The 16,308-nt window shown below is 58.8% G+C and carries 16 protein-coding genes; 1 reads left to right on the forward strand and 15 read right to left on the reverse strand.

What is annotated here, in order from left to right; all coding sequences use genetic code 11:
• Positions 1 to 105 precede the first annotated feature (105 nt).
• The 8 genes from rpoS to LOY38_RS24060 all read right to left on the reverse strand — a co-directional run bounded on the left by rpoS (position 106) and on the right by LOY38_RS24060 (position 7,407).
• Positions 106 to 1,113 (reverse strand): RNA polymerase sigma factor RpoS, encoded by a 1,008-nt coding sequence (gene rpoS / locus LOY38_RS24025; protein ID WP_105340288.1) that lies wholly within the window; start codon positions 1,111 to 1,113, stop codon positions 106 to 108.
• A 106-nt stretch (positions 1,114 to 1,219) separates the two neighbouring features.
• Positions 1,220 to 2,077, reverse strand: coding sequence for a peptidoglycan DD-metalloendopeptidase family protein (locus LOY38_RS24030; protein WP_258697344.1), 858 nt, complete (start codon positions 2,075 to 2,077; stop codon positions 1,220 to 1,222).
• A gap of 208 nt (positions 2,078 to 2,285) precedes the next feature.
• The gene (locus LOY38_RS24035; RefSeq protein ID WP_173861137.1) at positions 2,286 to 2,921 is read right to left on the reverse strand and encodes a protein-L-isoaspartate(D-aspartate) O-methyltransferase; all 636 of its coding nucleotides are present in this window, start codon (positions 2,919 to 2,921) and stop codon (positions 2,286 to 2,288) included.
• Positions 2,922 to 2,959: 38 nt separating this feature from the next.
• Positions 2,960 to 3,712, reverse strand: coding sequence for a 5'/3'-nucleotidase SurE (surE, locus tag LOY38_RS24040; protein ID WP_258697345.1), 753 nt, complete (start codon positions 3,710 to 3,712; stop codon positions 2,960 to 2,962).
• Positions 3,700 to 4,758 carry a tRNA pseudouridine(13) synthase TruD gene (gene truD, locus LOY38_RS24045; RefSeq protein ID WP_258697346.1) on the reverse strand — a complete coding sequence of 353 codons (1,059 nt, stop codon included), beginning with the start codon at positions 4,756 to 4,758 and terminating at the stop codon, positions 3,700 to 3,702. Before truD ends, surE begins: the two co-directional genes overlap by 13 nt.
• The gene (ispF, locus tag LOY38_RS24050) at positions 4,755 to 5,228 is read right to left on the reverse strand and encodes a 2-C-methyl-D-erythritol 2,4-cyclodiphosphate synthase (protein ID WP_018927000.1); all 474 of its coding nucleotides are present in this window, start codon (positions 5,226 to 5,228) and stop codon (positions 4,755 to 4,757) included. The genes truD and ispF overlap by 4 nt, the downstream gene beginning before the upstream one ends.
• A 212-nt stretch (positions 5,229 to 5,440) precedes the next feature.
• Positions 5,441 to 6,286, reverse strand: coding sequence for an S-formylglutathione hydrolase (gene fghA / locus LOY38_RS24055; protein WP_258697347.1), 846 nt, complete (start codon positions 6,284 to 6,286; stop codon positions 5,441 to 5,443).
• A gap of 8 nt (positions 6,287 to 6,294) precedes the next feature.
• Complete coding sequence (locus LOY38_RS24060) at positions 6,295 to 7,407, reverse strand: S-(hydroxymethyl)glutathione dehydrogenase/class III alcohol dehydrogenase (RefSeq protein WP_018927002.1); 1,113 nt, start codon at positions 7,405 to 7,407, stop codon at positions 6,295 to 6,297.
• Between the two features lie 106 nt (positions 7,408 to 7,513).
• On the opposite strand from LOY38_RS24060, the gene LOY38_RS24065 reads away from it, so the two are divergent.
• On the forward strand, positions 7,514 to 8,410 hold the full coding sequence (locus LOY38_RS24065) for a LysR substrate-binding domain-containing protein (protein ID WP_258697348.1): 897 nt from the start codon (positions 7,514 to 7,516) through the stop codon (positions 8,408 to 8,410).
• A 103-nt stretch (positions 8,411 to 8,513) separates the two neighbouring features.
• Here the strand turns inward: LOY38_RS24065 and ispD are convergent, their stop codons facing one another.
• From ispD to LOY38_RS24100, 7 genes are all read right to left on the reverse strand, one after another.
• Positions 8,514 to 9,221 (reverse strand): 2-C-methyl-D-erythritol 4-phosphate cytidylyltransferase, encoded by a 708-nt coding sequence (gene ispD, locus LOY38_RS24070; RefSeq protein WP_258697349.1) that lies wholly within the window; start codon positions 9,219 to 9,221, stop codon positions 8,514 to 8,516.
• Complete coding sequence (ftsB, locus tag LOY38_RS24075; protein WP_007907178.1) at positions 9,218 to 9,496, reverse strand: cell division protein FtsB; 279 nt, start codon at positions 9,494 to 9,496, stop codon at positions 9,218 to 9,220. Before ftsB ends, ispD begins: the two co-directional genes overlap by 4 nt.
• A gap of 171 nt (positions 9,497 to 9,667) precedes the next feature.
• Positions 9,668 to 10,957: a phosphopyruvate hydratase gene (eno, locus tag LOY38_RS24080; protein ID WP_093436567.1), complete on the reverse strand. Its 1,290-nt coding sequence runs from the start codon at positions 10,955 to 10,957 to the stop codon at positions 9,668 to 9,670.
• A gap of 156 nt (positions 10,958 to 11,113) precedes the next feature.
• Positions 11,114 to 11,959 carry a 3-deoxy-8-phosphooctulonate synthase gene (gene kdsA / locus LOY38_RS24085; protein WP_258697350.1) on the reverse strand — a complete coding sequence of 282 codons (846 nt, stop codon included), beginning with the start codon at positions 11,957 to 11,959 and terminating at the stop codon, positions 11,114 to 11,116.
• Between the two features lie 5 nt (positions 11,960 to 11,964).
• The gene (locus LOY38_RS24090; protein WP_258697351.1) at positions 11,965 to 13,596 is read right to left on the reverse strand and encodes a CTP synthase; all 1,632 of its coding nucleotides are present in this window, start codon (positions 13,594 to 13,596) and stop codon (positions 11,965 to 11,967) included.
• Positions 13,597 to 13,870: 274 nt separating this feature from the next.
• Complete coding sequence (tilS, locus tag LOY38_RS24095; protein ID WP_258697352.1) at positions 13,871 to 15,199, reverse strand: tRNA lysidine(34) synthetase TilS; 1,329 nt, start codon at positions 15,197 to 15,199, stop codon at positions 13,871 to 13,873.
• Between the two features lie 147 nt (positions 15,200 to 15,346).
• Positions 15,347 to 16,294 (reverse strand): acetyl-CoA carboxylase carboxyltransferase subunit alpha, encoded by a 948-nt coding sequence (locus LOY38_RS24100; protein ID WP_258697353.1) that lies wholly within the window; start codon positions 16,292 to 16,294, stop codon positions 15,347 to 15,349.
• Positions 16,295 to 16,308: the final 14 nt, after the last annotated feature.

A 16,308-nucleotide genomic window follows, 5' to 3' on the forward strand; every position in this document is an offset into this window, starting at 1 on the left:
CCTGAGGCGGCGCCAAAAACAATGCACCTCTCATATCCCAGACAGCAAAAAGCCCCGAACCAGTCAAACCAGTCGGGGCTTTTTGTTACCAGTTGAGCGAATGGCTTATTGGAACAGCGACTCACTCGACAGGCCGTTTTTCTCAAGAATCTCCCGAAGACGCTTGAGGCCTTCAACCTGGATTTGCCTGACCCGCTCCCGGGTCAGGCCGATTTCCAGGCCGACGTCTTCAAGGGTGCTGCTCTCGTGACCTCGCAAGCCGAAGCGGCGTATGACCACCTCGCGTTGTTTGTCGGTCAGTTCCGAGAGCCATTGATCGATGCTCTGCGACAGGTCGTCGTCCTGTAACAATTCGCACGGATCGGTTGGGCGGTCGTCGGTAAGGGTGTCCAGCAGGGTTTTATCCGAATCCGGACCCAGCGAGACGTCGACCGAAGAAACCCGCTCGTTCAGGCCGAGCATGCGCTTGACCTCGCCTACCGGTTTCTCCAGCAGGTTGGCGATTTCTTCGGGTGAGGGTTCGTGGTCGAGCTTTTGAGTCAGCTCCCGTGCAGCCCGCAGGTACACGTTGAGCTCTTTGACCACATGGATCGGCAACCGGATGGTCCGGGTCTGATTCATGATCGCGCGCTCGATGGTCTGACGAATCCACCAGGTGGCGTAGGTCGAAAAGCGGAAGCCGCGTTCGGGATCGAACTTTTCCACTGCCCGGATCAGGCCGAGGTTGCCCTCTTCGATCAGGTCCAGCAGCGACAGCCCACGATTGACGTAACGCCGGGCGATTTTCACCACCAGCCGCAGGTTGCTTTCAATCATGCGCTTGCGCCCGGCCGGGTCGCCACTTTGCGACAAGCGCGCAAAATGAACTTCTTCTTCCGGAGAGAGCAATGGGGAAAAGCCGATTTCGTTGAGGTACAGCTGCGTGGCATCGAGTGCCCGGGTGTAGTCGATGTACTTGTGTTGCTTTAGCGAAGCGGAGTGTCTGGATTTGGCACGAACGGAAGGTGGTGCATCCCCTTCATCATTCGACATCGAATCCGTAGCGATGCCGGTCTCCATCAGGAGAACCTCATCGTCGATGTCAAACTCCGGCACTTCTTTACTGAGAGCCATTGTTATAGTCCTTTGGTGAGTTCGACCTCAAGCTCAAGCGGCGCCTTTATCCCTGGCAACGCTGGAGCCTGTTCCCTCTACGTGACGGAACAGGCTGGCGCACAAATCAACGACGTGGCAGGAATTGCAGCGGATCTACAGGCTTACCTTGTCGGCGAATCTCAAAATGCAGTTTCACCCGGTCTGTACCCGTTGACCCCATTTCGGCAATTGTCTGTCCGACTTTGACCTGCTGCCCCTCCCGAACCAAAAGCCTGCGGTTATGACCGTAGGCACTGACGTAGGTATCGCTGTGTTTGATGATGACTAATTCGCCGTAGCCCCTTAAGCCACTCCCGGCGTATACCACCGTCCCATCAGACGCAGCTAAAACAGGCTGTCCCAAATCTCCGGCGATATCAATTCCTTTATTCAAACTACCGTTTGAAGAGAATTTTCCAATGAGAATGCCACTAGAAGGCCACCCCCAGCCCGTCGGGGCCGGACCGGCAGGAGGCAGTGGCGCGGGTGCCGGCTTGCTGGCGACGGACGGTGCAAGCACCGTTGTACTGGTCGTTTCGCCATTTGCCTGGCGTCGGATTACCGTGGTTTTACTCGACGAAGAAGGCGAGGAACTGGACGAACTCACGACTGCCGTTGGCGTTGAACCGCTGCGACCGTCAAAGCGAATCGTCTGACCCGGATGAATCGTATAAGGCGTAGGAATATTGTTCCTTGCCGCGAGGGCTTTGTAGTCCCAACCGTAGCGAAAGGCGATGGAGAACAAGGTGTCTTTGGGTCGAACAACGTACTGGCCGGTGGTCACGACCGGACGCTGGGCGACCGCGTTGTTACGTTCGACAACTCCCACACTACTCGATTTGGTACTGGAGCAACCGACCAGCAAGGTACTCAAGACAAGGCCAGTCACCAGACGCTGAAAGCTCGTTATACCCATTCGCTGCGCAACGACTGTGAGACTCACCCGCCGCTCCCTTTGTGGTGGCTGAAAATATGAATTGCCGTGTTCCGGCACAAAATGTCGCAAGTATAACGGGCCGAACAGGCTTTACCTTTAATGAAGCGATTTGCTTGGCGCACACGTTTGCTGCCTGACGATGAAACGTTTAACCAATCGATGCCGCTGTAAGACCCAGGCAATCGAAGAGAATTCAGCGCGCCAAAATAAATGCTCAGGCCAGCGGCCCGTTGAGCAATGGCACAAAGCGTACCGCCCCCAGAACACGCCTGGAAAAGCCCTGCTCTTCACGGATGATCAGCATCAATTGCTGCACCTCACCGGAGCCAACCGGAATCACCAGTCGCCCGCCCGGCGCCAACTGATCGAGCAGTGCCTGAGGCACGTCGGTGGCCACGGCGGTGACGATGATGCCGTTGTAAGGCGCCAGCGCCGGCCAGCCTTCCCAACCATCGCCCCAGCGAAATACCACGTTGCGCAAATTCAGTTCCACCAGGCGCTCCTTGGCCCGGTCTTGCAAAACCTTGATGCGCTCCACGGAAAAAACCCGCTCGACCAGCTGCGACAACACCGCCGTCTGGTAACCCGAACCGGTACCGATTTCCAGTACCTTGTCCAGCGGACCGGCCTCCAGCAGCAGCTCGCTCATGCGCGCCACCATATAAGGCTGGGAAATGGTCTGGTTATGCCCGATCGGCAACGCGGTATCTTCATAGGCGCGGTGTGCCAGCGCCTCGTCGACGAACAGGTGACGCGGCGTGCGGCGGATGACTTCCAGCACCTTGGCGTTGGACACCCCTTCTTCATAGAGACGCTGAATCAGGCGCTCGCGGGTTCGCTGAGAGGTCATTCCGATGCCGCGACGCAGAATGTCGTCTTGTTCACGAGTCATTTGCGCAGCCCCTCCAGCCAGCCATCGAGACAACTGAAGGCATCATTGAAGGTGCGATCCAGTTGCAGTGGCGTGATTGAAACATAGCCTTGCATCACCGCATGGAAATCGGTGCCCGGGCCGCCATCTTCAGCGTCCCCCGCTGCGGCGATCCAGTAACCCGACTTGCCGCGCGGATCAACCACTTTCATCGGCGCAGCCGCTCGGGCGCGATGACCGAGACGGGTCAGCTGGATACCGCGAATGTGATCCAGCGGCAAGTTGGGAATGTTCACGTTCAGTACCGTGCGCGGTGGCAGATCCAGGTCCGCGTGAGCCTCCACCAGTTTGCGCGCAAAATAGGCGGCGGTGGGAAGGTTCTCTACTTGCCGTGAGACGAACGAAAAAGCAAACGAAGGACGCTCCAGAAAACGCCCCTCAAGGGCCGCCGCCACGGTGCCGGAATACAGCACATCATCTCCCAGGTTCGCCCCCAGGTTGATACCGGAAACCACCATGTCCGGCTCGAACTCCAGCAAACCATTAAGGCCCAGGTGTACGCAGTCGGTGGGTGTGCCGTTGAGGCTGATAAAGCCGTTGGCCAGGGTTTGCGGGTGCAACGGACGGTCGAGCGTCAGCGAGCTGCTGGCGCCACTTTTGTCCTGGTCAGGGGCAATAACCACGCATTCGGTGTAATCCGCCAGCGCAGCATAAAGCGCGGCGAGACCGGGTGCGGCTACCCCATCGTCGTTAGAAATCAGAATACGCATGGGCTGTCCGTCTGCCCCACCGGCACCAGATCGACGAGTTCACGCACCAATACGGTGGCGAAGCATCCGGCCGGCAGGACGAATTCCAGTTGTAGAATGTCCAGCGAGGGATAATGCCACGTCAACCCGCCAATGGGCAGCCGCAGGATGCGACGTTCGTGGCTCATTCCGGCGTTGATCAACCAATCGCGCAGATCCGCTTCGCGCGCGGCGATCGCCTGTTCCAATTCATGGACAGCGCCCGCTGCGGGCGAGTCACCTTCGCCCCACTGCGGGCCGGTCGGGTGCAGGTCGAGAATCGCCAAACGCGGGTCGCTGCACTCGGCTTCACCCGCCGGGAAGAAGCTGCGGCTGTCGGTGAACGCCAACAGATCGCCCACCTGAGCTCGCTGCCAGGTGCCATCGGCGACGCGCGCCGCCAACACTTGATTGAACAGAAAACTGCGCGCAGTGGAAAGCAGCCGCGAACGCACATTGCGTTGCTCCGGCAGGGCCTTGCGCGCCGCCCAGGCACGGGCATCGACGACGTTGCCGCCGTCAAAGCCGAACCGCTGGGCGCCGAAATAATTGGGAATACCTTTCGTGGCGATCAGTTGCAGACGCTCTTCGATCGCCGCCTTGTCACCGCTGAACTGGGTCAAACGCAAGGTGAAACCGTTGGCCGAATGGGCTCCGCGTTGCAGTTTGCGTTTATGCCGACCGGTCTTGAGGATTTTCAGCGTATCGTTTTCCGCCGCCGACAGATCTGGATCGGCCTTGCCCGGCAGTTGCACGCTGAACCACTGGCGAGTCAGCGCCTGACGGTCCTTGAGCCCCGCATAGCTGACGGTACGCAACGGCACGCCCGCCGCCTTGGCGATCCGCCGCGCCGCTTCTTCGGTATTCAGACCGCGCTTTTCCACCCAGATCCACAGGTGTTCGCCGTCGCCGCTCAGGGGAATATCGAGGACTTCGTCGACCTGGAAATCTTCCGCCGTGGCTTTCAGAACCGCGCTGCCGAGGGCTTGACCATAGGCCCGCGGGCCGAGCAATTGCGCCTCGTTCATGCGCGCAGCAACAAGGCAACGGAGTGCACGGCAATGCCCTCTTCGCGACCGACAAAGCCAAGCTTTTCGGTGGTGGTAGCTTTCACATTCACTTGATCCAACTCAACTTGAAGATCTGCGGCAATCAGCGCGCGCATCGATTCGATATGCGGGGCCATTTTCGGGGCCTGGGCGACGATGGTGTTATCGACGTTGCCGACTTTCCAGCCCTTGGCGTGGATCAGTGCGACGACATGACGCAACAGCGCACGGCTGTCGGCGCCCTTGAATTGCGGGTCGGTGTCCGGGAAGTGCTTACCGATATCACCCAATGCGGCAGCACCGAGCAAGGCATCGCTCAAGGCGTGCAGCAGGACATCACCGTCGGAATGGGCAAGCAGCCCGAAGCTGTGTGCAATCCGCACACCGCCCAGCGTGATGAAATCGCCTTCACCGAAACGGTGCACATCATAGCCGTGGCCAATACGCATAAAAAAACGCCCCGATTTTTGTCAGGGCGTGATTCTACCTGCTTTGTCGGACATTAGGGTCTGTTGACGTTTGGTGGCGAGCCGCATTGCAGTGCCAAGTTGTGCGAGGCAAGGCGCGGGATGCAGCCAATGGTTGTTCCCTTGGCAAATCCCGCAACGCAGCATCGCGCAACTTGGCGCGCAACGCGGCCGTCACCGAACGTCAACAGCCCCTACGCGCTTAGCGCGCGCCCATGATGTTGCAAGTGGTCCTCGACAAAGCTGGCAATGAAGAAATAGCTATGGTCGTAGCCGGGTTGCAAGCGCAACGTCAGCGGATGACCAGCCAGTTTGGCCGTCTGTTGCAAGGCCTCAGGCTTTAGCTGGGTAGCCAGGAAATCGTCTCGATCACCTTGGTCGACCAACAGCGGCAGCTTCTCGTCAGCCTCGGCGATCAGCGCGCAGGCATCCCATTCTCGCCATTTCGAACGGTCTTCCCCCAGGTACCGGGAAAAGGCTTTCTGACCCCATGGGCAATCCATCGGATTGTTGATTGGCGAAAACGCCGACACCGACAGATAACGCCCCGGATTGCGCAACGCGCAGACCAGCGCGCCGTGGCCGCCCATGGAATGGCCGCTGATGCCACGCTTGTCCGATGCCGGGAAATGCGCTTCGACCAATGCCGGCAATTCCTGCACGACATAGTCATGCATCCGATAGTGCCGGGACCACGGTTCCTGCGTGGCATTCAGATAAAACCCGGCACCGAGACCGAAGTCCCAGGCGCCGTCCGGATCACCCGGCACGTCGGGACCGCGTGGGCTGGTGTCCGGTGCGACGATGATCAGCCCAAGCTCGGCGGCCATGCGCATGGCGCCGGCCTTCTGCATGAAGTTCTCGTCGGTGCAGGTCAGGCCGGACAACCAGTACAGCACCGGCAATTTGCCGCCCTGCTCCGCTTGCGGCGGCAGGTACACGGCAAACACCATGTCGCAGCCAAGTACATCGGAGCGGTGCCGGTAGCGTTTGTGCCAGCCGCCGAAGCTTTTCTGGCAGGAGATATTTTCCAGGCTCATGACCGACCTCAGAAATGGATGACGCTACGGATGCTTTTGCCTTCATGCATCAGGTCGAATGCCTTGTTGATATCTTCCAGCCCCATGGTGTGGGTAATGAAGGTATCCAGCGGGATCTCGCCGGTCTGGGCCATTTCAACATAGCTTGGCAACTCGGTACGACCGCGCACGCCACCGAATGCCGAACCGCGCCAGACACGACCGGTCACCAGCTGGAATGGACGGGTGGAGATTTCCTGACCGGCGCCGGCCACGCCGATGATCACCGACTCCCCCCAACCCTTGTGGCAGCACTCAAGTGCAGCACGCATCAATTGGACGTTGCCGATGCATTCGAAGGAAAAGTCGACGCCGCCATCGGTCATGTCGACGATCACTTCCTGAATCGGACGATCGAAATCTTTCGGGTTTACACAATCGGTAGCACCCAACTGCCTGGCGATCTCGAACTTGGCCGGGTTGATATCGATAGCGATGATCCGCCCGGCCTTGGCTTTGACCGCACCGATCACAGCCGACAGACCGATGCCGCCCAGGCCGAAGATGGCGACGGTGTCACCTGGTTTGACTTTGGCGGTGTTGATTACCGCGCCGATACCAGTGGTGACGCCACAACCCAGCAGGCAGACTTTTTCCAAGGGTGCTTCTTTAGGAATTTTGGCGACGGAGATTTCCGGCAGCACGGTGTACTCGGAGAAAGTCGAGGTGCCCATGTAGTGGAAAATCGTTTCGCCCTTGTAGGAAAAACGCGAAGTGCCATCCGGCATCAGGCCTTTACCCTGAGTCGCGCGAATCGCCTGACAGAGGTTGGTTTTGCCCGACAGACAGAATTTGCACTTGCCACATTCCGGGGTGTACAGCGGGATCACATGGTCACCGACCGCGACCGACGTCACGCCCTCGCCGATCGCTTCAACCACCGCGCCACCTTCATGCCCCAGGATCGAAGGAAAAATGCCTTCCGGATCCGCGCCCGAGAGGGTGTAGGCATCGGTATGGCAGACACCGGAAGCAACCACGCGCAGCAGAACTTCACCGGCCTTGGGCATGGCGACATCGACTTCAACGATCTCGAGGGGTTTCTTGGCCTCGAAGGCTACGGCGGCGCGCGACTTGATCATGCTGAATCTCCAGTGAATAAAAACGAGACAGGGAGTGTAATACAGCTGCTTGCGATGAATAATCAGTACAAAAGCAAAACATTATTGCCATACAGGGATAATCCTGATGTCCGAAAACCGCTGGGAAGGTATCGACGAGTTCGTCGCCGTCGCCGAATGCAGCCAATTCACTGCCGCGGCTGAACGCCTTGGGGTGTCTTCCTCCCACATCAGTCGCCAAATCGTACGGCTGGAAGAGCGCCTGCAAACCCGTTTGCTCTATCGCAGCACCCGTCGGGTCACGCTGACCGAGGCCGGGCAAACCTTTCTGCAACACTGCCAGCGCTTGCAGGACGGTCGCGAAGAAGCGTTGCGAGCCGTCGGTGATTTGACCAGCGAACCCAAAGGTATGTTGCGCATGACCTGCGCCGTGGCTTACGGCGAGCGATTCATCGTGCCTCTGGTCACTCGTTTCATGGGGCTGTATCCGCAACTGCGCGTTGACATCGAACTGAGCAATCATCCGCTCGATCTGGTGCATGAAGGCCTGGACCTGGCCATCCGCCTCGGCCGTCTGCAGGATTCAAGATTGGTCGCGACACGTCTGGCACCACGACGCATGTACCTGTGCGCCTCGCCGTCTTACCTGGAGCGGTATGGTCGCCCACACAGTTTGTCGGAACTGAGCCGCCATAACTGCCTCATCGGCAGCTCGGATATCTGGCAACTGGAACAGAACGGGCGGGAATTTTCCCAGCGAGTACAGGGAAACTGGCGCTGCAACAGTGGGCAAGCAGTGCTGGATGCGGCGCTACAAGGGGTTGGTTTGTGTCAGCTGCCGGATTATTACGTCCTGGAGCACTTGAAAAACGGCGAATTGATTTCGCTGCTGGAAGCCCACCAACCGCCGAATACAGCCGTGTGGGCGCTTTACCCACAGCAACGGCATCTGTCGCCGAAGGTGCGCAAGTTGGTGGATTACTTGAAGGCGGGGTTGGCCGAACGGCCGGAGTATCGAACTTAAGATAAAAAGATCGCAGCCTGCGGCAGCTCCTACAGGTATCGAGTACACCCGTTAATCCGAGGCGCACACGATCAATATAGAAGCTGCCGAAGGCTGCGATCTTTTAACGGCGGTTAGCCCAACGCTGCCGCAACCACTCAAGGTCTTCGGGGCGAGTGACCTTGATGTTATCGGATCGACCTTCGATCAGGCGCGGCGCCTGGCCCGACCACTCCATGGCCGAAGCTTCATCGGTGATGACAACGTCCGCCACCAGACTGTCTGCCAATGCCCGATGCAACGCGCCAAGGCGAAACATTTGCGGCGTATAGGCCTGCCAGATAACACTGCGATCCACCGTTTCCAGCACACGCCCATGCTTATCGACCCGCTTGAGGGTATCGCGCGCAGGCACCGCCAACAGACCACCCACCGGATCGTCGACCAGCTCACTGAGCAATTTATCGAGATCATCACGCGCCAGATTCGGTCGCGCAGCATCGTGAACCAACACCCAATCCTCATCGTCAGCGCCTTGGGCATGCAGATGCAGCAAGGCATTGAGCACCGACCCGGAACGCTCGGCGCCACCTTCAACCCGCTGAATACGCGGATCGGCAGCACACGCCAGGTTCGGCCAGTAAGGATCGTCGATAGCAAGACTGACCACCAACCCCTTCAGGGAAGGATGATCGAGAAAACAGCCAAGACTGTGTTCCAGAATAGTGCGCCCGCCCAGCTGCAAGTATTGCTTGGGACGGTCCGCGGCCATACGGGCACCGACACCCGCGGCAGGAATCACGGCCCAGAAGGCCGGTAACGACTCCATCATTGGGCCAACTGGTAAAGGGTTTCACCGTCCTTGACCATGCCCAACTCATGGCGAGCCCGCTCTTCAACGGTCTCCATGCCCTTTTTCAATTCGCTGACTTCGGCATCCATCACCCGATTGCGTTCCAGCAGCGCCTCGTTCTCGGCATGTTGGTCCGCAATCTGCTGCTTCAGCTCGGCCACTTGCGCCAGACTGCCATTACCCACCCACAGGCGGTACTGCAGGCCAGCCAGCAGCAAGAGCAAGACGAGGAACAACCAATTGGGACTGCGCATCGAATATCAGGTATCCAGTGAAAAAAGACAGCCATGCCAAAACTTTGAAGCTTCTGATAGCACGAAGCCTGGAAGAACCAGGCTTGTGCTCTTAAGGCATCAGATTAGTGGCAAATCCATCGCTGCTGCGATTTTTCCGACACAATCCGGTGTCTTTTTATCGTTTACCACTCAGCCGCGGAACTCGCTACGGCCGTTGTACTTGGCTTTGCCATTCAACTGCTCTTCGATACGCAGCAGTTGGTTGTACTTGGAAACGCGGTCGGAACGGCACAGAGAACCGGTTTTGATCTGGCCAGCCGAGGTGCCCACGGCCAGGTCGGCAATGGTCGAATCTTCGGTTTCGCCGGAGCGGTGCGAGATCACGGCGGTGTAACCAGCGGCCTTGGCCATCTGGATGGCTTCCAGGGTTTCGGTCAGAGTGCCGATCTGGTTGAACTTGATCAGGATCGAGTTGGCGATCTTTTTGTCGATGCCTTCTTTCAGGATCTTGGTGTTGGTCACGAACAGGTCGTCGCCAACCAGCTGAGTCTTCTCGCCGATCTTGTCGGTGAGGATTTTCCAGCCAGCCCAGTCGGACTCGTCCAGACCGTCTTCGATGGAGATGATCGGATAACGCTCGGTCAGACCTTTCAGGTAGTCGGCGAAACCTTCAGCGGTGAACACCTGGCCTTCACCGGACAGGTTGTACTTGCCGTCTTCGTAGAATTCGCTGGCCGCGCAGTCCAGCGCCAGGGTCACGTCGGTGCCCAGCTTGTAACCGGCGTTGGCCACGGCTTCGGAGATCACTTTCAAAGCGTCTTCGTTGGAGGCCAGGTTCGGCGCGAAACCACCTTCGTCACCAACGGCAGTGCTCAGGCCACGAGCCTTCAGAACGGCTTTGAGGTGATGGAAAATCTCGGTGCCCATGCGCAGACCTTCCGAGAAAGACTTGGCGCCAACCGGCTGAACCATGAATTCCTGGATGTCGACGTTGTTATCGGCGTGCTCGCCACCGTTGATGATGTTCATCATCGGAACCGGCATCGAGTAGACGCCTGGGGTGCCGTTCAGGTTGGCAATGTGTGCGTACAGCGGCAGGTCCTGGTCCTGTGCTGCTGCCTTGGCCGCGGCCAGGGAAACGGCGAGGATCGCGTTGGCGCCCAGGGTCGCTTTGTTTTCGGTGCCGTCGAGCTTGATCATCGCGTGATCCAGCGCTTTCTGGTCGCTTGGGTCTGTACCCAGCAACAGGTCGCGAATCGGACCGTTGATATTGGCTACAGCCTTGAGCACGCCCTTGCCCAGGTAACGGCTCTTGTCGCCATCACGCAGCTCGAGCGCTTCACGCGAGCCAGTGGAAGCACCGGACGGCGCGCAAGCGCTGCCGATGATGCCGTTATCGAGAAGCACGTCTGCTTCCACAGTGGGATTGCCACGGGAGTCGAGAACTTCACGACCTTTGATGTCGACGATTTTTGCCATTGTTGTAAACACTCCAAAGTTGACGAAAACGACACAGCTGAAGGAAATCTTTTATCGTCGGCAAGCGACAGACAGCGGGCAGGCTTGCGGACGATAAGGCTCAAGCCCGAGGGCCTGAGCATTAAACCGTGCGGTACTTTACCGGAGAATCGAGGTTTACGCGGTTTCTACCGTCGGAAAACTCTTCACCAGTTCGTCCAGTGCTTTGAGCTGGGCCAGGAAGGGTTCCAGTTTGTCCAGACGCAAGGCGCAAGGGCCGTCGCATTTGGCGTTGTCCGGGTCCGGGTGGGCTTCGAGGAACAGCCCGGCCAGCGACTGGCTCATGCCGGCCTTGGCCAGGTCGGTGACCTGGGCACGACGACCGCCAGCGGAATCGGAGCGACCACCAGGCATTTGCAGCGCGTGGGTCACGTCGAAGAACACCGGGTATTCGAACTGCTTCATGATGCCGAAGCCGAGCATGTCGACGACCAGGTTGTTGTAGCCGAAGCTCGAACCACGCTCGCAGAGGATCAACTGATCGTTACCGGCTTCTACGCATTTGTTCAGGATGTGTTTCATTTCCTGAGGCGCGAGGAACTGGGCTTTCTTGATGTTGATCACCGCGCCGGTCTTGGCCATCGCAACCACGAGGTCGGTCTGACGCGAAAGGAAGGCCGGCAGCTGGATGATGTCGCAGACTTCAGCCACGACCGCAGCCTGATCAGGCTCGTGGACGTCGGTGATGATCGGCACGCCGAAGGCTTGCTTGATGTCCTGGAAAATTCGCATGCCCTCTTCCAGGCCAGGGCCACGGTAAGAGGTCACAGAGGAACGGTTGGCCTTGTCGAAACTGGCCTTGAACACGTAAGGGATACCGAGTTTCTCGGTCACCTTTACGTACTCTTCGCAGACCTGCATCGCCATGTCGCGGCTTTCCAGTACGTTCATGCCACCGAACAGCACCATCGGCTTGTCGTTAGCGATCTCGATGTTGCCTACACGGATGATTTTCTGCGCCATGAAGTTCAAGCCTTCTTCTGATGTTGAGCCAAAGCGGCTTTGACGAAACCGCTGAACAACGGGTGACCGTCGCGTGGAGTAGAGGTGAACTCAGGGTGGAACTGGCAAGCGACGAACCATGGGTGATCCGGTGCTTCGACCACTTCAACCAACGCGCCATCACCGGAGCGACCGGAGATTTTCAGACCGGCTTCCATGATTTGCGGCAGCAGGTTGTTGTTCACTTCGTAGCGATGACGGTGACGCTCGACGATCACGTCCTTGGCGTAGCAATCGTGCACCAGGGAACCTGGCTCAAGCAGGCAATCCTGAGCGCCGAGGCGCATGGTGCCGCCCAGATCGGACGCTTCGGTACGGATTTCGACTGCGCCGGTGGCGTCTTCCCATTCGGTGATCAGACCCACGACCGGGTGACCGCTGGTGCGATCGAACTCGGTGGAGTTGGCGTCTTTCCAGCCCATGACGTTACGAGCGAACTCGATGACGGCCACTTGCATGCCCAGGCAGATGCCCAGGTACGGAACCTTGTTTTCGCGAGCGTATTGAACGGCAGTGATCTTGCCTTCGACACCACGCAGACCGAAGCCGCCTGGTACCAGAATCGCGTCGACGCCTTCCAGCAGCGCGGTGCCCTGGTTTTCGATGTCTTCGGAATCGATATAGCGCAGGTTGACCTTGGTGCGGTTGCTGATGCCGGCGTGACTCATCGCTTCGATCAGCGACTTGTAGGCGTCCAGCAGTTCCATGTACTTGCCGACCATGGCGATGGTGACTTCGTGCTCCGGGTTCAGCTTGGCGTCAACCACCGCTTCCCACTCGGACAGATCGGCGCTGTCGCATTGCAGGCCGAAACGCTCGACGACGAAATCATCCAGGCCCTGGGAGTGCAGAATGCCCGGGATCTTGTAGATGGTGTCGGCGTCTTCCAGCGCGATCACCGCACGTTCTTCAACGTTGGTGAACTGCGCGATCTTGCGACGCGAAGAGATATCGATCGGGTGATCGGAGCGGCATACCAGCACGTCTGGTTGCAGGCCAATGGAACGCAGTTCCTTGACCGAGTGCTGGGTCGGCTTGGTTTTGGTTTCGCCGGCAGTGGCGATGTACGGCACCAGCGTCAGGTGCATCAGCATCGCGCGCTTGGCGCCCACTTCGAAACGCAATTGACGGATCGCTTCGAGGAACGGTTGCGACTCGATGTCACCCACGGTGCCACCGATCTCGACCATGGCCACGTCGGCATCGCCGGCGCCCTTGATGATCCGGCGCTTGATTTCGTCGGTGATGTGCGGGATCACCTGAATGGTTGCGCCAAGGTAATCACCACGGCGCTCTTTGCGCAGGACGTGTTCGTAGACACGGCCGGTAGTGAAGTTGTTGTTCTGGGTCATGGTCGTGCGGATGAACCGCTCGTAGTGGCCCAGGTCCAGGTCGGTCTCGGCGCCGTCGTGGGTGACGAACACTTCACCGTGCTGGAACGGGCTCATGGTGCCCGGGTCAACGTTGATGTACGGGTCCAGCTTCAGCATGGTGACCTTAAGTCCCCGCGCCTCCAGGATGGCCGCCAATGAAGCCGAGGCAATGCCTTTCCCCAATGAAGAAACAACACCGCCCGTGACGAATATGTAGCGCGTCATGAAAAACCCTAGAAGTCTGCGTTAAAGCGGTCCGAGCCGCCGGGGAAAGCGAAGGAAGGCCGAAGCCCCCGATCACCTGCATTAATCACAGTGCACCTTTCAAAAAAACCGCCGCGTTGGGACAGACCGGCAGATGAAACACCGGTAGGTTGCTCGCTACACATTTTTTGGAATCGCCCAGCAAAGACTGCTTGGTAATCGGCAACTCCTGCGATTCAGGCGAATCCACAGAAGTTGTATCAAGAAGGGAGCGTAGTCTACCGGAAAGCCCCTTTCAGCTCAAACCTAGATCTTCGATCAGCGGCTGCCAATGCAAATACCAGCCACCCTGTACATCGCCATTTAGCCCCCGCAGGTTCGCCACCGCCAGCAATTGCTCGCCTCTGTAGACCAGCGGCAATCTGCCACGGGCGAAGCTCGGCAGGCCGCTTTCGTTGAGCAAACGCTTCAAGTCACGGTGGCCGCGATCGGGCAGATTCATGACCTCGCCGCCCTCACGATAGCGAATCTGCAACGGGCCATCGGGGATCTGACCGGTGAGTGTGAGCACACCGTTATCCGGCAACGCCAGTGATACCGAGGGATCAGCCCAGGATACCGGAGAGGATAGCGTACGCAGCCAACCACCTGACAACCACCAGAGACGCCCACCGGCCCGATGCAGCTCACCCGTCGCCAGCCGCCAGACGGGACGCGCATCACCGGTCGCATCGCGCAAACTCTCCCAACCCGACCAATGGTCACTGTCTGGCAAAGATGTCAGCGGTTTGAGCCAATGACTTAACGCGTTGCGCTGGCGCGCATCAGAGAGTGTTTCCAGTGGCGCCAGCTCCAGCGATGGCAAACCCAGCCAATCGAAATCACTGACGGTACTGGCGTGGGCCAGATCGATTTGTGCCAAGTCGTCGAGCAAGCCCTGGGCTTCACTCAGATGCGCGGCGCTGCGAGCCATGGTCGCCACCGCTTGCGGCCAGCGTGCGGTCAACACGGGGAACACCTGATGGCGCAGGTAATTGCGCGAGAACTGTCGGTCCTGGTTCGAAGGATCTTCGATCCAGCTCAACTGATGTTCAGTCGCGTAGGCCTCAAGCTCGGCGCGAGTGACATCAAGCAGCGGCCGCAGCAGATGCCCCCGCCCCAACGGACGCTCGCTCGGCATTCCCGACAAACCTCTCACTCCAGCCCCACGCAACAGCCGAAACAACAGGGTTTCCGCCTGATCGTCACGGTGCTGGCCAGTGAGCAGCACTTCACCGGCGCAAGTTGCCGCGATGAAGGCGCCATAACGCGCATCCCGCGCCGCACGCTCAAGGCTTGCGCCAGGCTCAACCTGAACGCGCACAACCTCCAGCGGCACTCCCAACGCATCACAGACCGACTGACAATGATCCGGCCACGCATCAGCCGCAGCCTGAAGGCCGTGGTGGACATGAATGGCGGTCAGCGCCGGCAGGGATTGGGCTTTCGCAAGGTGCGCGAGAAGGTGCAGCAGGACGGTGGAATCAAGACCACCGGAGAAAGCGACGCGCCAGGTTGTAGCATTGCGCCAAGGCGTGAGGTTGCGCAGGAGCCTGGCAGGCAGATCAATCGTGGGCTGACTCATATCGATCACTTCGCACAAATCAAATGTGGGAGCGGGCTTGCCCGCGAAGGCGGCGTAACAGCCAACACATTCGTTGAATGTTACATCGCTTTCGCGGGCAAGCCCGCTCCCACAGTTTTTTCTATGGTCAGCCGAATCTGCGTCAGATCAGAGACCGTAGCTCATCAGACGCTCGTAACGGCGGGCCAGCAGCGCGTCGTTGTCGAACTTCTTCAGCATCGCCAGTTGCGAGCTCAGCTCGGCACGGATCGAGGCAGCGGCAGCGGCCGGATCACGATGAGCGCCACCCAACGGCTCGCTGATCACTTTATCGACAATGCCCAGGCCTTTCAGGCGCTCGGCAGTGATGCCCATGGCTTCAGCGGCATCCGGAGCTTTCTCGGAAGTTTTCCACAGAATCGAGGCACAACCTTCCGGCGAAATCACCGCGTAGGTCGAGTATTGCAGCATGTTCAGCTGATCGCAGACGCCGATTGCCAGTGCACCACCGGAACCACCCTCACCGATCACGGTGGCGATGATTGGGGTTTTCAGGCGAGCCATGACGCGCAGGTTCCAGGCAATCGCTTCGCTCTGGTTGCGTTCTTCGGCATCGATGCCCGGGTAAGCGCCCGGGGTGTCGATGAAGGTCAGGATCGGCATTTTGAAACGCTCGGCCATTTCCATCAGGCGGCACGCCTTGCGGTAGCCCTCAGGGCGCGGCATGCCGAAGTTGCGGCGAACTTTCTCGCGCACTTCACGGCCTTTCTGGTGACCGATGATCATCACCGGCTGGTCGTCCAGACGGGCAACACCGCCAACAATGGCAGCGTCGTCGGAGAAGTGACGGTCGCCATGCAGTTCATCGAACTCAGTGAAGATGTGTTCGATGTAGTCCAGGGTGTACGGACGTTTCGGGTGACGCGCCAGGCGCGCGATCTGCCAGCTGGTCAGCTTGCCGAAGATGTCTTCGGTCAGCGTGTTGCTCTTGTCCTGCAGGCGGGAAATCTCATCGCCGATATTCAGCGAATTGTCATTACCGACCAAGCGCAACTCTTCGATCTTGGCTTGCAGGTCGGCGATCGGCTGTTCGAAATCCAGGAAATTCGGGTTCATAGGCGTCCGTCTTG

The organism is Pseudomonas sp. B21-015, assembly GCF_024749285.1.
Taxonomy (GTDB): Bacteria; Pseudomonadota; Gammaproteobacteria; order Pseudomonadales; family Pseudomonadaceae; genus Aquipseudomonas.